This is a genomic window from Enterocloster clostridioformis (assembly GCF_020297485.1).
Lineage (GTDB): Bacteria > Bacillota > Clostridia > Lachnospirales > Lachnospiraceae > Enterocloster > Enterocloster clostridioformis.
Genome location: NZ_JAIWZC010000002.1, coordinates 319,719 through 339,377, shown reverse-complemented (window position 1 = coordinate 339,377; position 19,659 = coordinate 319,719). Strand labels below are relative to the sequence as shown.

Here is a 19,659-nt window from a genome sequence, read left to right as displayed (position 1 = left end):
GGTAAACGGCAGATACGTGATGCTTTTCCGCTCATAATGTGATAAAATAACTAGAATATCGAATGAATATACAAAATTCCGGAGGTAACAGCATGAATAAGATGGAACATATAACCGTTGTGTATTTCAGCCCCACAGGCGGAACCAGAAAAGCCTGTCTCAGCCTGGCCATGGAGATGGGGAAGAAGGTAAAGGATGTGGACCTTTGCAGCCTGGAGGGAGAGTATTCCTTTGGACCGGAGGATACCGTAATTGTGGGTGTGCCTGTGTTCGGCGGCAGGATACCCGGATATGCGGCGGAGAAGCTTACATATCTGAGAGGCGGCGGGGCAGCGGCAGTGACGGCGGCTGTCTACGGCAACAGGGCCTTTGAGGACGCCCTGCTGGAACTGGACGACTGCTTAAAGGCGCAGGGATTCAGGATTGGGGCAGGGACAGCGCTGCTGGCAGAACACTCCATGGTCCGGGACGTTGCGGCAGGCCGGCCGGACGGCAGGGACCAGAAGGAAATGGCTGACTTTGCGGCCAAAATTCTGGAAAAGCTGGAAGGGGACGGCTGGCAGGAGCCCCAGGTTCCCGGAAACTGTCCTTACCGTGACTGGAAGCAGATGCCGGTGATTCCGCTTACCAACGCATCCTGCATATCCTGCGGGCTGTGCGCTGCCAGATGTCCTGTACAGGCCATTCCTGTGAGCAATCCTTCCTCAACGGACCAGTCCCGCTGCATCCTCTGTATGCGCTGCATTTCCGTCTGTCCGGTGAAGGCCAGAAGCCTGCCTGAGCAGGCCTGCGCCATGCTGGAGCAGAAGCTTTCTTCTGTCAGGGATATCAGACGGGAAAATGAGCTGTTTTTATAATCCACCTATTGAATCCCGGTGCATTTCGGATTATAATCTTAAGATGTACTTGTAAAAGGATGGAAAACGGGTTTACAAAAAAGGGAAGGCATTGGAGAAAAGATGATGAAAACAAAGAAGACCCTGAAAGAAACCGTGGTGGAGGGAATCTACCGGGAGATAGAAGAAGGTATCTATAAGCCTAACGATATCATCCATGAAGGGGAAATCATGGAAAAGTATGCCATGAGCAAATCGCCGGTGCGGGAGGCCCTTATTGAGCTGTGCAAGGATAATGTACTGAAAAGTATACCAAGGGTGGGCTATCAGGTGGTTCCGGTGACCTTGAAGGAGATACTGGATCTTCTGGAGTTCAGAATTGATGTGGAGACAGGCAACCTGAGGCGGCTGTGCCAGAGGATTACCCCTGAGCAGATAGAACATTTAAGACAGCTGGACACCATCACAAAGGATAACCACGAGAGGATGGTGGCCATCCATTGGAACCGGAACACGGATTTTCATTTAAAGCTCTGTGAGATGGGTGGAAACAGTTACATATGCGATGTGATTGCCGCGGCCCTTCAAAAATCCTGCTCGTATATTTCCCAATATTTCCAGACAGCCTGGAAGAAGAATGCCGAATCCAACAGCTTTTACCACAGGGAAATCATTGAGGCCCTGGAAAAACGTGATACGGAGCGGGCCATTGAAATGCTCCAGAAGGATATACTGAATGTAAAAGAGCAGATTCAGGAGAATTATTCTCTTTGAGAGCAGGCCGCGGGATACGGGAAAATGCATAAATGTTAAGGATGTAAGATTGATGACGTCAATTTTACATCCTTTTTGTTTGCCCAGCATGGGCGTTTTCTAATGGGTGAAAGTCCCAAGTGCGCGTAGGCAACAACGAAGCACATAGCCGAACAGCAAGGGTGTCCGCCGTGAGACGGAATCTGAAAGAAGCTGTAAGCAAACCTCTGACCTGACGGACAGGAACCGCATATAAGGCTCGGAAATACGGATAAGGTGGCAAAAGGCACTGAAGTCCAAAAGGTTGCCGGAAGTACGAGTAAATGCGGCAGGTACATGGAGGAAAAGAACACGCACCTTAACTGGGGAGGTCTCACAGGCGGTCTCATTAGCCGTAGTAACAACGAATTGTGAGAAGTCAGCAGAAGCCATAGTAGTGAGGAAGTTCCTGTAATGGGGACGGAGCGAAGGGCTGAACAATCAATCAGTTGAAGTACGTTCCACTTCGTAGCCGGAGCATACGCCTGTCGATGACTTCAAAGGCGGCAAAGGCAAAAGGGGCAGAAAGGAAACAACGCATGGACACAAGCAGTCTCATGGAGCAGATATTAAGCAGGGATAATCTAAATGCGGCGTATCTGCAAGTCGTAAGGAATAAAGGAGCGGCAGGCGTGGACGGGATGACCGTTGAAGAACTTGGCGCATATCTTTCGGAAAACGGCGAAAACATTAAGGAACAGTTGCGGACGAGGAAGTATAAGCCGAAGCCAGTCCGCAGGGTGGAGATACCCAAACCCGATGGTGGTACAAGAAATCTTGGAGTGCCAACAGCAGTAGACCGCTTTGTACAGCAGGCGGTGGCACAGGTGCTTACCCCGATATTTGAGGAGCAGTTTCACGACCACAGCTATGGATTCAGACCCAAGCGGTGTGCACAGCAGGCAGTCCTTAAAGCATTGGAAATGATGAATGACGGACACAACTGGATAGTGGATATCGACCTAGCGAAATTCTTTGACACAGTAGACCATGACAAGCTGATGACGATTTTCGGACGGACAATAAAGGACGGAGATGTCATATCGGTGGTAAGAAAGATTCTGGTCAGCGGCGTAATGATTGATGATGAGTATGAAGATACGGTAGTCGGCACACCGCAGGGTGGAAATATCTCGCCGCTGTTAGCAAATATCATGTTAAATGAGCTGGACAAAGAACTGGAAGCAAGGAGGCTGGATTTCGTCCGGTATGCAGATGACCTTATTATAATGGTCGGGAGCAGACAGGCGGCAGAGCGGGTAATGAAGAGCGTGGCTCGGTTTATAGAGGAAAAGCTTGGACTGAAAGTGAACGCGGAAAAGAGCAGGGTTGATAAACCAAAGGGCATTAAGTATCTGGGGTTTGGATTTTACTATGACTCATTTGCCAAAGGGTACAAAGCCAGACCACACCCGAAAGCGGCAGCAAAGTTCAAGGCGCAGATGAAGAAATATACAAGCAGGAGCTGGGGAGTGGGCAATGGTTATAAAATTGGGAAACTCAACCGGCTTATCCGAGGGTGGATAAATTATTTCAAAATCGGAAGCATGAAAAGGCTGTGCGCAAAAATGGACGGACAGATTCGGTATCGACTGCGCATGTGCATATGGAAACACTGGAAAACGCCAAAGAACAGGGAAAAGAATCTTATCAAACTTGGTCTGCCGCCAAATGCGGCTGTGACTGTGCAACGTATTTGACAAAACCGGGATAACGCGGGACGACCCGGGAGACATCGAGAAAACCTTGTATTTATGCGAGTTTACGGGAGATGCCCCGCGAACGCCTTGACAAAAAAGATGCGAGCGACGCCGAGAAAATCGACGCCGCTCTTTTTTTGCGTCCGAAGCCCCTTAGACGGCAGATCGACGGACGCGACCTTTTTCACGCAATGCCCGGAAAACCGCGTCAACCGCCGTTTTCAAGGCGCAAAAGAGCCGCTCGGCGCGTCCCGGAAGTCACAGCAGCAGACCATAGAGGACGTCCTCACGGCCCTTTATGATAGTATAGCAGACAGGGGCCCGGATGTCGAGGGGCCCGGCGTGCTAACGGAGCGTTACAACGTGCGGAAATCGACCCGATCGCGTGCGTGGCGTGGACTTTTTACAGCCGATCGGCGCGTCGGAAGACGTTACAAAGCGTTACTCATGGCGTGCCAGCGTTTACGGCGCTTGCCATTTCAGATAGAAAAAGATAGCAAAGCAAAGGGACATTTTCCTCAAAACAAGGGGACAGTGTCCCTTTGCTTTATTTATGCGGGTTTGCGGGCTTTTCTTGAGCTTGTCTATTAGTGCAAACCAATGGGACAAAAAAAAGATTAAAAATTTAATCAAACAGAGCAAAAAAATTAAGCGGTTCCTGTTTTTTCCTCATCACTTTCAATACGGCCTTCTACACCGTTCTCGTCGAAGTATGTCGAGTAGATAGATTCTTTTTTATCTTCAACGGCTCGTTTGTACTTGAAGTAAACGAGATCGAAAAGTTCCTCTTGATGAGACGGAGGCAAGAGGCGAAACATCGCCACAAGGTCAGCCTCTATGGGGGACAATGGGCTTCCATCACAGGCCAGCCCTTGATCCTTTTTGTAAGTATCTAAATCTATGCTATCTCCGTTTGGAGAAGTCTCCGATTCGCTACCGAAGACGAGATAGTCTAATGAGACTTGTAGATATTCGGCGACAGTAACGAGCTTGTCCAGACGGGGACTTTGTTCGGCCCATCGTTTTATTGTTCCGTTTCCGAGACCACATTCTCGCTCTACACGCTTAAAATTAAGCCCTTTTTCTTTTATCTTAGTTTCAATTCTATCAACAAGGGATGACATAGTATTCCTCCTTTTATGGTCTCCGATTGGAGAAATATCTCTTGACAAGTCTCTGAACGGAGATTATAATGATTATAAGATTAAAAAATTAATCAAGTCAAGAATACCACAAATGCAAACAAAAAGATATAGGAGGCGAGAAATTGAGACACGGAAAAAGGCCGACAAGGGCTCAAAAAATCAGGCTCGGACAGGCGGGCCTCAGCCCGGAGAATTGGCTCGTCATCCGGCAGAAGCAGAACGGCGAGCTCGTCATCATACACAAGCACACTGACCGAGTGAGGGTCATTCCGCAACTTGGATAAATTCAGAAATGGAAGGAGCAGCAGAACATGAGAAAGATGAAGAAAATCAACGGCTTTTTAGTCGTGAAGTTTAACGCTCGGGAGCTTCGGGAATGGGAAGGCACGGCTCTCGGAAATTATGGGGTCATCGACGAGGAGCTCTACACGGGCAAGCTCGAAATCGACAGGGGCTCTATGGAGTATGACAACATTGAAACCATTGAGGAGGCCGTCGAGATGGCTCGCGGCCTTTACACGGAGGAAGACTACAACGAGCAGCCCTCGACCTATGCAGTCGTTGAAGCGGCCGGGGAGACGGTCGTCGAGCGTGTGACAGTCGAGCCTCAGAGCATGATCGACGGATGGACGAAGAGCCTCAAAGAGCAGATCAAGAGCCCGCACTATCCGGGCGTCAATGCGAACACGGCCCGACATGAGCTTTACGGGTTCAAGGTCGCCCTCACCGAGCTCGGCCTTTTGGATTCCGATGCTTGCCTCGTTCTCCCGAACGCCTTCGGCCCGGAGGAGCTTCTGCTCTATCAAGAGCCGGAGGAGCTGCTCGCCTACATATGCGACAAGGTTTGTAAGGAGCGAATCCCCGGACGCACACAGGAGGAGCTCGACGCGGTTTGTGCAAAGTGTGAGGTCAATCGGCTTGCCGCTGCTCCCGCACTTACGCCTCCCCCTGAGCCCCGGGCTGCTTTCCGACACATCGGGAACGGCGGAGGCATAGCGCGGGAAACCTACGCTCTCGGTCTCAAGCTCTCGAAGGATTGCCCGATGAATGACTGTCACCTATATCTCAATATTTTCAACATGTGCCGAGAGCTTGACGAGCAGATCGACCGCGTTGAGGGATGGCCTCGAAAGCTCCTCGAGATGGAGCTCAAGCGGAAGTATCTCGAGCTTGAAAAAATGTTCATGTTGAATTATGCCGTCAAGGAATACAAGCACGGGCGGAGGGCCCCCGCCTCTGTAAAGGCCCCGGAAGAGCCGGAGGCAGCGCTCAGGATGTTCACGCTTGAATATCAGGAAAAGACCTACCAGCAGCCGGGAGAGACCGCTGAGACCGCAAAGCGGCATCTCTGTCTCAGGCTCGGAGACGACCCAAACGAGAAGACCATCTTCGAGGCCGTGAAGGTGCTAAACGAGGAGGCGGGCTCCCCCGAGGAGTAGAGGGCCCGAGGCTACCCGATTAAGGCAGATCACAGGAAAGGAGGATATTCGATGACGAATCTCACCCCATTCGGCAAGCTCGTCGTGAAGGCACTCACAGACAAAGACATGACGAAGACCGAGCTCGCCTCGCAAGTCGGCACATCGCCGCAATATTTGAGCTACATCCTTTTCGGCGTCCGCTCCGGGAAGAAGTACATCCCGAAGATCATCGAAGTCCTCGGGATAGACCCGGCCCGCGTTGAGCGGTACATAGCATAGCGGAAAGGAGGGACGCAGATTGTCGGAGGTATTTGTGACGCTGGAAGAGGCGGCAGCTCTCGAAGGCGTCGTGTATGAAACAATGAAAAAACGGATTCAACGCAATCCGGGGGGCTTCAGGACGAAGTCGCAGCCCCGGGAGGGCGGCGGAAAGGATCAAGTCATGGTCGCGGTCTCGTCCCTCACGTCGAAGGCGAGGAGGGCACACAAGGCCGCGCAGAAGGTGGACGGAGGCGATGCAATCATAGAACAGAGAGTAAACGCGACGCCGTGGTACGTGGACGTCGATTTGAATTGGTACATTGAGACACACAAGAAACAGTATTACGAAGCGGTCGAGCTTGCGAAACAGGTGCAGCAGTTTGTCGAGCACGACGAGGCGGAGCGCACGGCCTACGCCGACGAGACAGCCCTGAAGCTCGGGGTCAGTCAGAGAACGCTCTATCGCTACGCTGAGGGCCTCCTCGAGGCGAACGCGTGGGCCCTGAAGATGGAGAAGGAAGAGGGCAAAAACTACGAGTATTTTCGAGCTCTCTCCCTTTGCAGGAAGCCGAGGGATTCGCACACATTCCCCTCTATCACCGACGAACAGAGGGCGCTCATTGAAAATATATGGTTTGACGAACGGTTTGCCCGCAACCTCGGAACGGTCGAGATGCTTTACACAAAGTTCACAGCGGTCGCCCGTGAGAGGGAATGGTCGGGATGTCCTTCCTATTCCACCGTCGCCCGATATGTCTCTTACCTCATGAACGACCTCCGGGGCGAGAGCGCGAGGTTCCTCGCGTCGAACGGTTCCCGGGAGTGGAAGAATCAGCGGATGATTAAGGGCAAGAGAAACGTCTCCGCGCTTCAGGTCATGGAGTTCGTACAAGGCGACGAGCACACGTTCGATTGTTGGGTTCAGGTTACTTACCCGAACGGCAAGGTCGCCGCCGTGAGGCCGAAGCTGGTCGCATGGCTCGACACCCGCTCGCGCTGCATTCTCGGTGACGTCATGTGTATCGACGCGAACGCGCAAACGCTGAAGGAATCCCTCGTCAAGATGCTTTACTCGACGCCGGGCGGCGTCCCGAAGCACTTGCACATTGACAACGGCAAGGACTACACCGCCGAGACCAACCTCGGGCAGAGCCGCAAGGAAAGGGCTTGCAAAGAGCTCGCGTTTGACAGTGAGACGAAGGGCTTTTACAGGTCAATCGGAATCGAGGAATGGAGCCGATCGCTTCCTTATCAGCCGTGGGGCAAGGGTCAGATCGAGCGGTTTTTCGGGACGGTCTGCTCCCTGTTTACAAAATGGATGGACAGCTACGTCGGGACGCTCACCGGGTCAAAGACCTCGGCAAAGCGTAAGAAGGACGTCAAGCAGATGCTCGAGCGTGGGGAGTTGCTCACAATGGAGGAGTTCTTTGAGCTTTGGACGCGCTGGAAGAATGAGGTCTATCACAAGCGGGAGCACGACGGTCTCAAGAAAGACCGGGAGAAATGGGTCACACCGATCGAGCTCTTCCAGCACGGGCAGCGGTACGAGAAAGCCGCGCCTCCTCGGGAATATGCGGCGATGCTGCTCATGAAGGCGGACACGGCCCTCGTCAGGAATCAGGGCATCATGAAGTTCGGCACGCTATACACAGACTACGAGCTCGCGAAGTACGTCGGTGAGAAGGTCGGTATCAAGTGGGACATCGACGACGTGACGAAGCTCTACGTTTACACCCGGGACGGGCGGAAGATATGCGAGGCAGTTTCCGCCGAGCTGCTCATGATTGCCCCGAAGGTATCACAGGAGGCCCTCGAGAAGCATCTCCGCAATCAGAAGCGGCAGCTCAAGGAAGTCCGGGAGACCCTCGAAGAGTTCCGCCGCCCCTACGAGCTCCGGCTTGAGGAGGGGGACGGGAAGGCCCGGGCGGTCGGCGCGCTCGACCTTACAATCAGATCGGAGCGTAGCCAGACGCCGAAGGTCATCACGCTCCCCACCGACAAGGAGTTCCGGGGAGAGGCCGAGGCAAAGCGGAAGGCAACCGCGAAGGCCGGAGGCGATTCGGAGTTTATCACCGCGAAAGCGGAAGCGGCCCTCTCAAAGCTGAGGGGAATCGGATAAGGAGGATTTACACATGGAAGCAACAGCAGCAGCAATTTACACGGGCGAAACGCAGACGATCGCGGAGCGCGTGAATAACTATATCGCCGCCACAAAAGGCAGCATCGCGGGAATTGCCCGCGAGATCAACTACTCAAGGACGACCATCTCCCGCTATCTCTCGGGCAAGTATGACAGCGACCCGAGCGACCTCGAGCGGAAGCTCTCCGAGTACCTTCGGGAGCAGGGCGAAGAAATTGACGCCAGCGCTCCCGGGGAGGCTCCCCGGAAGTTCCTAAAGAAGCGGACGGACATCTTCGAGAGCCGGGACATGAAGAAGGTCATCGGCGTATGCAGCGCAGCACAGGAGGACATCGGCCTCGGCATCGTGGTCGCGAAGAGCGGATTCGGCAAGACCTACGCCCTCAAGTATTACGCAAAGATGCCCCGGGTCGCCTATGTGGAATGTGACGACACCATGAGCAGCCGCGACCTTGTGGAGGCGATTGAGCGGGCGCTCGGAATCCCCTCCTCCTACGGCACAATCTGGAAGCGGGTCAACGGCATCCGGGAGTTTTGCAACGTCAACAAGGGTTATCTCATTATCATCGACGAGGCCGACAAGCTCATAAGCAAGTATACACAGAAGAAGATGGAGATTCTCCGGGGTATATTCGATCAGGCCGACGTCGGCCTCGTAATCGCCGGAGAGCCCCGCCTCGAGGCGCAGATCAAGACCTACCTCAACCGCTTCGCGAACAGGGTCGACTTTTATGCCTCCCTGAAGGGGCTCTCGGGCGCAGAGGTTGAGAGCTACCTCGACGGCTACGACATCGACAGGGACGCCCTCGAGGAGCTCAAGGCCCGGGCGTGCAACAGTCAGACGGGATGCTTCCGTCTCTTCGACCGGACGCTGAACAATATTATCAGGATTCTCAACGCCAACAACGAAACGACGATCACGCTCAAGGTCATCGCTCAGGCGTCCGACATGATGATGCTCTAACGGACAGGAGGCCGAAGCAATGAAAATGATAAAACAGCGGCTCATGGGGCTCGCCCTCGTCGTGATCTCCGTCCTCATGCTGCTCCTCGCCTCCACCGGTGAGACGCTGGAAGACCGGGACGTGACCGCCGTGCTCATCACCCTCCCCCTCGGGGTTTTCATGATGGTAACAAAGCAGTATGTCCTCTATGACGGGGAGGGGCCCGTCGAGGAGGAAAATGAACAGCCGGGGACACAGCGCCCCGAACACATAGCAAGAAAGGAGTTCCAAAATGGGACGAAAAAGAATTGTAGAGGCCCCCGTCTTCAAGACGTGGGAAGAAGTAGATGCCGCGCTCCGGGAAATCGCTGAGGAGGAAATCGCGATCGCCGACATTGAGGGCGAAATGAACAAGCAGATTAACGGCATTAAAATCACGGCAGCGCAGGAGGCAAAGCCTCACCATGACAGAATCAGCACGCTCGAGAAGGACGTCAAGGAGTTCGTCACGGAGCATCGTGACGAGCTCGGAGGTAAGAAAACGCGGACGCTCAACTTCGGCGAGACCGGGTTCAGGAGGAGCACGTCGGTCGTGATTCCGAAAGACAAAGGGCTTGTCGCTGAAATTATCCGCCGTCTGAAGGTGAAGAAGCTCACGGACTGCATCATCACCGAGGAGAAGGTAAACAAGGATGCCCTCCGGCAAAAGGGCGAGGACATTGTCATCGCGGTCGGGGCGCGCTGGAAGCAGGAGGATGCCTTTTGGTATGAGGCCCATCAGGAGAAGCTCGAGGCTTCCCGGAATATTCAGTAAAGGACAGTAAAGGAGACAGCACAGACACAGAATGAAAGTTGACATCTTCAGTACAGACCGAAAATACCGGGTCATATATGCCGACCCGCCGTGGAAGTACAGCAGCAAAGAAGCGTTAGGGAAGAAATTCGTCCCGCTTGAAAAAGTTTACCAGACAGAGGAAACGGCCTCCATGTGTGAATGGGATGTCGGAAGGATTGCGGAAAAGGACGCGGCGCTCTTTATGTGGACGACGGATTCACACATCGAAGACGCGCTCAAGCTCTTCAGAGCGTGGGGGTTCCGTTATGTGACGGTCGCGTTTGTCTGGAAGAAGGTAAGTATCAACGGGAAGACCCTATCGAATCTCAGTCAATGGACGCTTAAAAATTGCGAGTTATGCCTTTTTGGAACAAGGGGGAGGATGCTCCAATATAAGAAAGCGAACAACGTGCAGCAGCTTGTCGAAGCGGTCAGGAAACGGCACAGTGAAAAGCCTGAAGAGGTCAGGAGGCGGATCGAGCAGCTATTCGGAGACGCTCCGAAGATTGAGCTCTTCGCCCGGGAACGTGCTGAAGGGTGGGACTATTGGGGAAATGAGGTGTAAAACATGGCGACAACAAAACAGGGGCGCACGTCCGCCCCCCGCTCTTCCATCCGTACAATATGGGCTATTGCAAAGAGCCCGGAGCTCTCCCTCGAGGAAGCCGACCTCTATGCCCTCATAGAGAGGGAAACAGGCAAGCAGCACATGAGGGAGCTCTCTCAAGGGCAGATCGACAAAGTGTGTCGTGTGCTTCAGCAGATGAAGGACGGCGTCCGGGCCCCGGCCCCTAAACCGGGAAAACGGACGGACGAGGGAGGCAATCCGCAGACGGTCGCGCAGCGGCGCAAAATCTACAAGCTCACGGAGGAGCTCGGATGGAATGACACCCCGGCCCGGCTCAACGGGTTCATTCTGAAGATGTTCAAGGTCAGCCGGATCGAATGGCTCACGGTCTCACAATGCTACAAGTTGATCGAGGCCCTGAAGAAGATGCTCGAGCGCGAACAGGCAAAGGAGGCAGACAGTGACAACGAAGAAGAAACGGCTCACTCAACGAGAGAAAACTGAGAACGCCCGTATCAAAAAGGAGATGCAGAAGGAAGGCATCCTCCCACCAGACAAGGCCCGGCTTAATCGGAAGAAGTTCGCCCGGGAGGTTATGGCGGAGTTTGGGGAGATGGATGTCTTCGCTGCCGACCTTTACCTCCGCAGGGCAATCGGCTGCATGGTCTCGGAGGATATGCCGAGGGTCTCCGAGGAACAGGTCGGCGTCCTGAAGCTCCTGAAGATTGCAGTCGAGACACAGAAGTTCATGAAGGCCCTCGAAGCAGAGGGCCGGACACAGTACACGATCGGGGAGTACGTCGACAAGGTCGTCCTCCCGATCAGGTCATTGTAGGAAGGAGCAGCACATGAAAACCTATCAACTCGCGATCCGGGAGATCGCAGCGGCTCACGAGAAGCTCGGGGAGCCGATGAAGCAGGAGGAGCGACAGCTCCTTGAGAAGATGAACACCTACCAGCTCGCGCAGGAGCTCAACCTTGCAAAGGAGGCGGTCAGCCTCCGGCAGATGGAGGAGTTCCTCGAGCTCACCCGTAAAGTGGAGGAGAATGAGCGGCGCAGGATGGCAAAACAAGAACAGGAGGAAACAAAATGAAAGCTATTGCAAAGGGCATCGACGTCAGCAAATGGCAGGGAACAATTAATTGGACACAGGTCAAGGGCGCGGGCATCTCGTTCGTCATGATGCGCCTCGGGCGCGGAAAGCTGAAGGGCGGGCCGTGTGACTATGACATCAAATTCAAGGACAACATCGCGGGAGCGCTCGCGGCGGGCCTCGGGGTCGGCGTGTACTTCTACAGCTACGCCCTCAGCGTCGCAGACGCGAAGGCCGAGGCGGAATGGGTCATGAAGGCCCTCGAGCCTTACAAGGGAAAGCTCACCTATCCCGTCGCCTTTGATCTCGAGGACAGCTCTCAGGCGGGTCTCGGGAAGGCCGTCCTCTCGGACATGATTGTCGCGTTTTGCGGAGCGCTTGAGACGGCGGGCTATTACGTCAGCCTTTACTCTAACCTCTCATGGCTTACGTCAAAGTATGACGCAGCGAAGATTAAGCGGTTCGACGTATGGCTCGCACAGTGGGAAGTCAGCGCCCCGACCTACTCCGGGAGCTTCGGCATGTGGCAGCACACAAGCAAGGGCAGCGTCCCGGGCATCTCCGGGAACGTTGACCTCGACGTCGCCTATTATGACTTCCCGGACGTTATCAGGAAGAAGGGCCTCAACGGATTCGGTGCAGCTTCCACTCCGGCCCCGGTTCCCGGCCCGGGCACAGAGCTCACCGGGCAGGGCCTCGCGGACTATTGCAAGGGCTTAATCGGAAGACCGAGCGCCTACATGTGGGGCGAGTTTGGCAGAGAGATCACAGTCTCCCGCATTGAGGCGGCGGCGAAACAGTACCCGGGCCACTACAGCGCGCAGCGTGTGGTACACCTGAAGACGCTCGTCGGGAAGGGCTACATCGGGAGCGATTGCGTCGGCATGATTAAGTCCTATTATTGGGGCGGCATCGGGAATGTGAAGTATGTCGCCGCGACCGACAAGTCGGCGGGAATGATGCTCGACGCGGCAAAGGTCAAGGGGGACATCGGGAGCATACCCGAAAGGCCGGGCGTGTGTGTCTGGATGGAGGGTCACATCGGCGTCTATGTGGGAAACGGCGAGGTCGTTGAGTGTACGCTCGGGACGTTCGGGGATGGCTTCGTTCAGACAAAGCTCTCTGCCCGGAAGTGGCTCAAATGGCTTGAGTGTCCCTACATCTCCTATGAGGCCGTTTCCGAGCCCGTGGAGCCCCCGAAGGAGCCGGAGCCGACACCCGTCCCGGATTGGAAGCAGCAGGGCCTCACGGCCCTCACAGAGGCCGGGGTTATCACCGACCCGGACTATTGGGCCGGGCGCATGAATGAGACGGTCACGGTCGGCGAGCTCATGGGAATTGCCGCGAAAATGTTTGGGATTCTGAAATAGGCAAGGAGGGGCAGGATGAACAAACTCGCCGAGAAGCTCACGCTTGAAATGATTCCCGATGGCATATGGCACACGGTCGCTGAAGAGATCGGGGTCAGTAATCTCATAAAGCTCGCGGAGCTCGTGGGCGGGGCGAACATCTACATCCCGAAGGCCGATAGCTTCGTGAGGCCCGTGCTCTATGAGAAGATCAAGGAGGAGTACAACGGATATAATACCGCGCAGCTCGCGCGGAAGTATGGCATCACCGAGCGATGGGTTCGGGAGATATGCGGGGACGACATACCCGGTCAAATGGAGCTCATTGAATACCTCGAAGAGCTATCCCGAAAAAAATAGCTTTAATAAAAGTCGTGGTCTTAATCAACCACGACTTTTATCTCGTCTGTATTATCATTTTTTTTACATATTGCTATTGGTTGAGGTAGACGAAAACAGGAGTTAGATGGATGCTCCATATAATCATTCCAATGTCCCCCCATCTCATAAATTATGTTGTCCTTCCTCCAAAACTGCTCAGTGTTTTGTTCAGTATCTCCCATATAGAACCTCCTTTTTTTTATTATAGAATTGAGAAAATTATTTGTCAATCACAAGCCATATTATCCCGGAAGTAAATCTAAGAATTGCTTCCTATGTAAACTTCACAGAAACACCCTTATCCTATGACATAGGAGCTAACGCTCCTATGTCATTTTTTTAATTCCAAAAAGGAGGAAAAAATCATGGTAGAAATTCAGACAGCGGCGGGTCAGGTACTCGTTTCCCTTGCGCTTGGGGGCATCTCCCTCTTGGGGGCCTTCGGGCTCTTCTACATCCGCAAGGGCGGCATGTGGCTTGACGAGAAAACAAAGCAGCTCAAGGACGAGAAACTCAGGAAGCAGCTCGATGACGCCCTCGACGACGTGGAGAACCTCGCACGGGTCACGGTCGGGGCAATCGAACAGACGACCGCGAAGGCGATCCGGGAGGCCGTAAAGGACGGAAAGACTAACCGGGAGGAGCTCACTTCGCTCTCGAAGATTGCCTTCAGCGAAATCAAGAGCAAAGTCGGGCCAGAGGCTCAGAAGGTCATCACGCAGAACCTCGGCAGCTTCGACGAGTATCTCTCGAACCTGATTGAGGTCAAGGTGCTTGAGCTCAAGGCCGAGACGGGTCAGTAAGGGGGAACACATGGAGGCGGGTCAAATTCTTATGTACGTCCTTCAGACCCTCATCACGATCGCCCTCGGGCTTGTGGGGTGGAGCGTGAAAAACTCCATCGCGGAGCTGAAGAACGGAATCAAACACAATGCGGACGACATTAAGCGGCTCGAGGAGCGGCACAGTTCCGAGATGGAACGGATGAAGGAGAAATTCGACGACCTAAAGAGCGACCTCCCCTTCGTCTACGTCACCCGGGAAGACTACGTCCGCACAATGAACAACGTCGATAAGCAAATGAGCGATATTAACGGAAAGTTGGATCGGCTACTTTCCGGCAGTAAGGAGGGGTAAAGCATGGACGAATTTACCGAAGCCGAGGTCGGCAGGAACAAAGCGATCAGGGGTTATATTGTACGCTCCCTCGTCAAGGGTTTTCAGAACACCCTTCTCGTGAAGCAGATTACAAACGCCTTGATAGCGGACGGGATGATCGTTTCCCCGGACATCTCGAAGCATCTCGATTATCTGAAGGAGGGCGGTTATATCACGTTTACCGACAAAAGCGTGACAGCCTATAACGCCTATCGTAAAGACGCGGTCATCAAGCTCACGAAGGAAGGGGTCGACCTCGTCGAAGGTACAACCGACGACCCGGGGGTCGATGTTTAATGGCGGAGCGGAGGCGCACGCGAATCTCCTCGAAAATTACGCAGCTCCCGGAGGAGGTCAAGGAACAGCTTGACGAGCTGCTCCTCGACACGTCGAACACCTATGAGGAAATCGCGGAATGGCTGAAGGCCGAGGGCTATGAGATCAGCAAGAGCGCGGTCGGGCGCTATGCGATCCGGGCGAATCAGGCAACGCAGCGGGTCGTTGAGACCCTCGAGAAGACGAAGGCAATCGCCGCAGCCGTGGAAAAGAATCCGAGCCTTGACTATACTCGAGCGTCGCGAATGGTTCTCATGGACGGCCTCATGCAGCGCGTCAGCACCGCCGAGGAGGAGTTTCAGGAAATGCCGCTCGACAAGGCGGGGCGTCTGATTGCCTCCCTCTCGAGGACGGAGACCTATGAGCAGCGCGTCCGGCAGGACATGAAGAAGAAGTCCGAGCTTGCGTTTGAGCAGCTCGAGGCCGAGCTCATGGCGGCAATCAAACAAGACCCGGAGCTTGCGAAGGAACTGCACTCGATACTCAGCCGGGCGAGGGAGAAGGTGCTGAAGGATGGCGATTGATCTGAACGAATACCTCGAGAAGCTCGAGGAGCCGGAAGACCGCGAGGCGGTCGCAAACCGGGAATATCAGAAGACGCTCTTCGAGGAGTATGTCGTCCGGGGAACCGACCGCCAGAAGGAACGGGAGCAGCTCCTTCAGGAGTATCGGCAGGGCGCGGCCCTCACCGGGGAGAAGGGGCTCAGGAAGAAGCTCGGGGCGTTCGATCTGGAATACTTCGGGCGGGCCTATCTCCCGCACTACTTCGTCCGGGAATCCCCGGAGTTTCACGGGGAGCTCGATCGGATATGGGCGGAGGGCGTCCTCAAGGGCAAGAATCCGCTCGCAGAGGCGAAGGCGATCGACCGGGCCCCGGGATGCCGAAGGGCAATCGAGGCCCCCCGAGGTCACGCGAAGTCGACGACCTTCACCTTCAAGGACAGTATTCACGCCGGGATTTACGGCTACAAGCACTATGAGATCATACTCTCGGACAGCACGGAACAGGCCGAAGGCTTCCTCGGGGACATCAAGACCGAAATCGAAGAGAACGGAGCCATCCGGGAGGACTTCGGAGACCTTCAGGGGCGTGTCTGGAAGACGGGCGTCATCCTCCTCTCCAACGGGACGAAGATCGAGGCGCTCGGCGCGGGCAAGAAAATCAGAGGACGGCGTCATAAACAATGGAGGCCCGACCTCATTTTGTGCGACGACCTCGAGAACGACGAGAACGTCAACACCACCGAGCAACGGAAGAAGCTCCGCAACTGGTTTTATAAGGCCGTCAGCAAGGCGGGCGACACTTACACGGACATCGTCTATATCGGGACGCTGCTCCACTATGACGCACTACTCGCCAATGTCGCCCGGAATCCGAGTTATAAGGCGGTCAAGTATAAGGGCGTCATCAGCTTCGCGGTCAATACGGAGCTATGGGACGCATGGGAGCGAATCTACACCGACCTCTCGAACGAGGCCCGGCAAGAGGACGCGAAGGCGTTCTTCGAGGCAAACCGGGAAGAAATGCTCGAGGGGGCCGAGGTTCTATGGGAGGCGAAGCTCTCCTATTACGACCTCATGGTTATCCGTATATCGGAGGGCGAGGCGTCCTTCAATTCGGAGATACAGAACGACCCGATCGACCCGGAGAATTGCACATTTAACGAGGAGTGGTTTGACTTCTACGATGACGACGGAAAAGTTCCGCCCGACTTCAGCGAGGGGCGGTTCCTCTTCATCGGCGCGAACGACCCCTCTCTCGGCAAGACACGCAAGAGCGACACGAGCTCGATCATCGGGCTCGCGCTAGACACCAAAAGCGGCTATATGTACGTTGTCATCGCCTCCGTGGAGAGGCGCAAGCCGGACGTTATCATCGAGGACGCAATCGAAACGAGCCGGAGGCTCAAGCGGGAGTATAAAAAGCCCTTCACGAAGTTCGGCGTCGAAACGGTACAGTTTCAGGCATATTTCAAGGACATCATGGTTCAACGCTCGGCAGAGGCCGGGGAATATCTCCCGATCGAGGAGATCAAAAGCATACAGAACAAGGACGTCAGGATTCAGAGCTTGCAGCCCTTCGTCAAGAATGGCTACATCAAATTCTCGAAGCGTCACAAGGAGCTCCTGAAGCAAATGTCCGAGTACCCGATGGGAGCACACGACGACGCGCCGGACGGCCTCGAGATGGCGGTCAAACTTGCGCGGAGCGTGACAGTCGGGACAAAAGTCGATTATAAATCAGTCATCAGCCGGGCCCTCAGATTCAGGCACGGCGGATATTAAGGGGGCGAGGCATTGAGCAGTAAAAAGAAGAACAAACAGCAACGGCAAGCGATGAAGGCCCCGGCCCCGGCAATCAGGAGGCCGGACTTCCATGAGGTCGCGGTCGCACAGATACAAGACAAATATTCGAGCTATCCGTCGAACGGGCTCACGCCGCAGCGCCTCGCGAACATCTTCAAGGAGGCAGACGCCGGGGACATCATGCGTCAGGCGGAGCTTTTCGAGGAAATGGAGGAGAAAGACCCTCACCTTTTTTCACAGCTTCAGACGCGCAAGAACGCGGTCACGGGCCTCGACTATGAGGTCATTCCCTTCGACAGCGACGACGAGCGTGACAAAGAGATCGCCGAGTTCATCGAGAGCGAGCTCAACAGTATCGAGAGTTTTGAGGACGTCATGCTCGACCTCCTCGACGCGGTCGGCAAGGGCATCGCGGTCTCCGAAATCATGTGGGGATTCGAGGAAGGCCGGACAACGGTCAACGACATCCGATGCAGACATCAAAAGCGGTTTTTCTGGGACGACGAGGACGACTTCAAGGTCAGGACGCAGGACGCCCCGGAGGGAATCCTCCTCCCGGAGAATAAGTTTATCGTCCACCGCTACAAGGCGCGCTCCGGGCATCCGGCCCGGGCGGGCGTGCTGAGGGTCGTCGCGTGGTGCTACCTCTTCAAAAATTACGACCTCAAGGATTGGGTCAGTTTTTGCGAAGTGTTCGGGATGCCGCTCCGCCTCGGCAAGTACGCACAGGGCGCAAGCGAGGCAGACAAAAAGGCGCTCATGGAGGCTCTTGTCCAGATTGGGACAGACGCGGCGGGCATTATCCCGGACGGCACAGAAATCGAGTTCAAGAACAGCGACAAGACCTCGACGACCGACTTATATGAGAGGCTCGCGCGCTATTGCGACGAGCAGATCAGCAAGGCAGTCCTCGGGCAGACGCTCACGTCGGACAGTGGCGGCGGCAGCTTCGCGCAGTCAAAGACACATAACGAAGTCCGGCACGACCTCACAGTCGCGGATTGCAAGGCGCTCGCGGCTACACTGAGGCGCGACCTGATCCGTCCTCTCGTGCTTTTTAACTTCGGTGAAGACCGCCGGATTCCTTACCTCCGTTTCGATTGTGAGGAGGGGGAAGACCTCGAGCAGACGGCGAACATTCTCGGCACATTGATTGAAAAGACCGGGCTCAAGGTTCCGACAAGCTACATTTACAAGAAGTTCTCTATCCCGAAGCCGGAAGGCGGCGAGGAAATCGCAACGCCAGCGCAGCCAGCGGCTCCGGCCTATCCCTTCAAATGGGATGCGGGCCGGGAGGTCGCCCTGAAGGGCCCGGCTCCGAGGGCAGACCCGCAGCAGCGCGTCGATAAGATTGCGGACACGGCGGTCAAGGCCAGCGCGGGAAAATTCGGGAAGCTCTTCTCCCCGGTTCTCAAGTTAATTGACAACGCGGAGACTCTTGAAGACCTGAAGCGGCAGCTCGAGGACGAGGAGCTCGCCGAGGCGCTGCTCCGGGAGATGGACGCCGGGGACATTGAGGAGCTCCTTCAGAGGGCGATGATTGTCGCCGACCTCGAGGGGAGGGCGGTCGAGCTTGGATGACATTGAGAGCATTATCACAAGGAACGAGGAGCCCGCCTTCGAGGAAGCCGTTCGCTACTTCGGCGAACGTGTCCCGGTTACTCCGGGGCAGTTCTACAAGATCGCGGAGGAATACCGGGGGCTTGCCTTCACCGTCTCAGGCTATACGAGCGTTCAAGTGCTCAAGAAGTTCTACGACGAGCTCCTCGGAGCCATCGAGGACGGCGAGACGATGGAGAGCTTCCGAAGCCGGATGAACAGCTTCCTCGAGGAGAAGGGCTACGAAGGCGTAACACCGTTTCAGGCCGACAACATCTTCCGCACGAACACACAAACGGCCTATCAGGTCGGACACTATGAACAGATGACAGACCCGGGCGTCTTAAAGCTCCGCCCCTTTTGGCAGTATGACGCCGTCAATGACAGGAGCACACGGCCCTCGCACCTTGCGATGGACGGGCGCGTCTTCCCGGCAGATTCCCCCGTATGGGACACATGGTTCCCGCCGAACGGGTTCCGATGCCGCTGCACCGTGCGGACACTCTCACGGCGTCAGGTGGAGCAGATGGGGCTCAAGGTGGAGGACAGTGTTCCCGCTCAGGCAGAGCTCCCGGATGGGCGCTTCACCCATGTCATACCCGACCCGCACTTTGGGACGAATCCGGCAAAGGTCAGGTATGAGCCCGACTTAAAGGGCTACCCGGAGCCGCTCGTGAAGGCATACCAGAAACGGCAAAAGTCCGGGAGCAGCAAATGAGCCCATAGAAGCCCCTACAACGGATTTTAGGGGCCCGGGGGATAAACGGACGGGGTCAATCTTCTAACGCCGTTA

The 19,659-nt window shown here is 55.1% G+C and carries 25 protein-coding genes; 23 read left to right on the top strand and 2 right to left on the bottom strand.

Annotated features, from left to right (window positions below):
• Positions 1-92 precede the first annotated feature (92 nt).
• From LA360_RS28815 to ltrA, 3 genes are all read left to right on the top strand, one after another.
• Complete coding sequence (locus LA360_RS28815; RefSeq protein WP_022202791.1) at positions 93-857, top strand: 4Fe-4S binding protein; 765 nt, start codon at positions 93-95, stop codon at positions 855-857.
• Between the two features lie 102 nt (positions 858-959).
• Positions 960-1,610, top strand: coding sequence for a GntR family transcriptional regulator (locus LA360_RS28810; RefSeq protein ID WP_057572480.1), 651 nt, complete (start codon positions 960-962; stop codon positions 1,608-1,610).
• A 557-nt stretch (positions 1,611-2,167) separates the two neighbouring features.
• Positions 2,168-3,328, top strand: coding sequence for a group II intron reverse transcriptase/maturase (ltrA, locus tag LA360_RS28805; RefSeq protein WP_225537849.1), 1,161 nt, complete (start codon positions 2,168-2,170; stop codon positions 3,326-3,328).
• A 647-nt stretch (positions 3,329-3,975) separates the two neighbouring features.
• Here the strand turns inward: ltrA and LA360_RS28800 are convergent.
• The gene (locus LA360_RS28800; protein ID WP_003499814.1) at positions 3,976-4,452 is read right to left on the bottom strand and encodes a helix-turn-helix domain-containing protein; all 477 of its coding nucleotides are present in this window, start codon (positions 4,450-4,452) and stop codon (positions 3,976-3,978) included.
• 143 nt (positions 4,453-4,595) lie between these two features.
• Here LA360_RS28800 and LA360_RS28795 point away from each other — a divergent pair, with 143 nt between their 5' ends.
• Genes LA360_RS28795 through LA360_RS28735 form a run of 13 tightly spaced genes read left to right on the top strand, consistent with a single transcriptional unit; the run spans position 4,596 to position 13,445 of the window.
• On the top strand, positions 4,596-4,757 hold the full coding sequence (locus LA360_RS28795; RefSeq protein ID WP_166433712.1) for a DUF6906 family protein: 162 nt from the start codon (positions 4,596-4,598) through the stop codon (positions 4,755-4,757).
• Positions 4,758-4,784: 27 nt separating this feature from the next.
• Complete coding sequence (locus LA360_RS28790) at positions 4,785-5,912, top strand: hypothetical protein (protein WP_003499815.1); 1,128 nt, start codon at positions 4,785-4,787, stop codon at positions 5,910-5,912.
• Positions 5,913-5,963: 51 nt separating this feature from the next.
• On the top strand, positions 5,964-6,173 hold the full coding sequence (locus LA360_RS28785) for a helix-turn-helix domain-containing protein (RefSeq protein ID WP_003499817.1): 210 nt from the start codon (positions 5,964-5,966) through the stop codon (positions 6,171-6,173).
• Positions 6,174-6,192: 19 nt separating this feature from the next.
• The gene (locus LA360_RS28780) at positions 6,193-8,274 is read left to right on the top strand and encodes a Mu transposase C-terminal domain-containing protein (protein ID WP_225537838.1); all 2,082 of its coding nucleotides are present in this window, start codon (positions 6,193-6,195) and stop codon (positions 8,272-8,274) included.
• Between the two features lie 13 nt (positions 8,275-8,287).
• Complete coding sequence (locus LA360_RS28775) at positions 8,288-9,259, top strand: AAA family ATPase (RefSeq protein ID WP_003507806.1); 972 nt, start codon at positions 8,288-8,290, stop codon at positions 9,257-9,259.
• A gap of 19 nt (positions 9,260-9,278) precedes the next feature.
• Positions 9,279-9,611, top strand: a complete 333-nt coding sequence (locus LA360_RS28770) for a hypothetical protein (RefSeq protein ID WP_044910911.1) — start codon at positions 9,279-9,281, stop codon at positions 9,609-9,611.
• Positions 9,532-10,053 (top strand): host-nuclease inhibitor Gam family protein, encoded by a 522-nt coding sequence (locus tag LA360_RS28765; protein ID WP_003499823.1) that lies wholly within the window; start codon positions 9,532-9,534, stop codon positions 10,051-10,053. Before LA360_RS28770 ends, LA360_RS28765 begins: the two co-directional genes overlap by 80 nt.
• Positions 10,054-10,084: 31 nt before the next feature.
• Complete coding sequence (locus tag LA360_RS28760; protein WP_003499826.1) at positions 10,085-10,639, top strand: MT-A70 family methyltransferase; 555 nt, start codon at positions 10,085-10,087, stop codon at positions 10,637-10,639.
• A 3-nt stretch (positions 10,640-10,642) separates the two neighbouring features.
• The gene (locus tag LA360_RS28755) at positions 10,643-11,146 is read left to right on the top strand and encodes a regulatory protein GemA (protein WP_003499829.1); all 504 of its coding nucleotides are present in this window, start codon (positions 10,643-10,645) and stop codon (positions 11,144-11,146) included.
• Entirely contained in the window at positions 11,103-11,477 is a 375-nt protein-coding gene (locus tag LA360_RS28750; RefSeq protein ID WP_003507803.1) for a hypothetical protein, read from the top strand. The genes LA360_RS28755 and LA360_RS28750 overlap by 44 nt, the downstream gene beginning before the upstream one ends.
• 13 nt (positions 11,478-11,490) lie before the next feature.
• Positions 11,491-11,736: a hypothetical protein gene (locus tag LA360_RS28745; protein WP_003499831.1), complete on the top strand. Its 246-nt coding sequence runs from the start codon at positions 11,491-11,493 to the stop codon at positions 11,734-11,736.
• Complete coding sequence (locus LA360_RS28740; protein WP_003499832.1) at positions 11,733-13,106, top strand: glycoside hydrolase family 25 protein; 1,374 nt, start codon at positions 11,733-11,735, stop codon at positions 13,104-13,106. Before LA360_RS28745 ends, LA360_RS28740 begins: the two co-directional genes overlap by 4 nt.
• A gap of 15 nt (positions 13,107-13,121) precedes the next feature.
• A complete protein-coding gene (locus LA360_RS28735; RefSeq protein WP_003499833.1) occupies positions 13,122-13,445 on the top strand; it encodes a Mor transcription activator family protein in 324 nt (107 codons plus the stop codon).
• Positions 13,446-13,465: 20 nt separating this feature from the next.
• On the opposite strand, the gene LA360_RS28730 is transcribed toward LA360_RS28735, so the two are convergent.
• Positions 13,466-13,648, bottom strand: coding sequence for a hypothetical protein (locus tag LA360_RS28730; protein ID WP_044910910.1), 183 nt, complete (start codon positions 13,646-13,648; stop codon positions 13,466-13,468).
• A 183-nt stretch (positions 13,649-13,831) separates the two neighbouring features.
• On the opposite strand from LA360_RS28730, the gene LA360_RS28725 reads away from it, so the two are divergent.
• The 7 genes from LA360_RS28725 to LA360_RS28695 are packed head-to-tail and all read left to right on the top strand — an operon-like array spanning position 13,832 to position 19,584.
• A complete protein-coding gene (locus LA360_RS28725) occupies positions 13,832-14,269 on the top strand; it encodes a hypothetical protein (protein ID WP_003499834.1) in 438 nt (145 codons plus the stop codon).
• Positions 14,270-14,279: 10 nt separating this feature from the next.
• Positions 14,280-14,603: a hypothetical protein gene (locus tag LA360_RS28720; protein WP_225537837.1), complete on the top strand. Its 324-nt coding sequence runs from the start codon at positions 14,280-14,282 to the stop codon at positions 14,601-14,603.
• Between the two features lie 3 nt (positions 14,604-14,606).
• Entirely contained in the window at positions 14,607-14,921 is a 315-nt protein-coding gene (locus tag LA360_RS28715; protein ID WP_003499841.1) for a hypothetical protein, read from the top strand.
• On the top strand, positions 14,921-15,484 hold the full coding sequence (locus LA360_RS28710; RefSeq protein ID WP_003499843.1) for a phage protein Gp27 family protein: 564 nt from the start codon (positions 14,921-14,923) through the stop codon (positions 15,482-15,484). The genes LA360_RS28715 and LA360_RS28710 overlap by 1 nt, the downstream gene beginning before the upstream one ends.
• On the top strand, positions 15,474-17,246 hold the full coding sequence (gene terL, locus LA360_RS28705; RefSeq protein ID WP_003499844.1) for a phage terminase large subunit: 1,773 nt from the start codon (positions 15,474-15,476) through the stop codon (positions 17,244-17,246). The genes LA360_RS28710 and terL overlap by 11 nt, the downstream gene beginning before the upstream one ends.
• A 51-nt stretch (positions 17,247-17,297) precedes the next feature.
• Positions 17,298-18,848 carry a DUF935 domain-containing protein gene (locus LA360_RS28700; protein WP_003499846.1) on the top strand — a complete coding sequence of 517 codons (1,551 nt, stop codon included), beginning with the start codon at positions 17,298-17,300 and terminating at the stop codon, positions 18,846-18,848.
• Positions 18,841-19,584, top strand: coding sequence for a phage head morphogenesis protein (locus LA360_RS28695; RefSeq protein WP_003499848.1), 744 nt, complete (start codon positions 18,841-18,843; stop codon positions 19,582-19,584). The genes LA360_RS28700 and LA360_RS28695 overlap by 8 nt, the downstream gene beginning before the upstream one ends.
• The last annotated feature ends 75 nt before the right edge of the window (positions 19,585-19,659 follow it).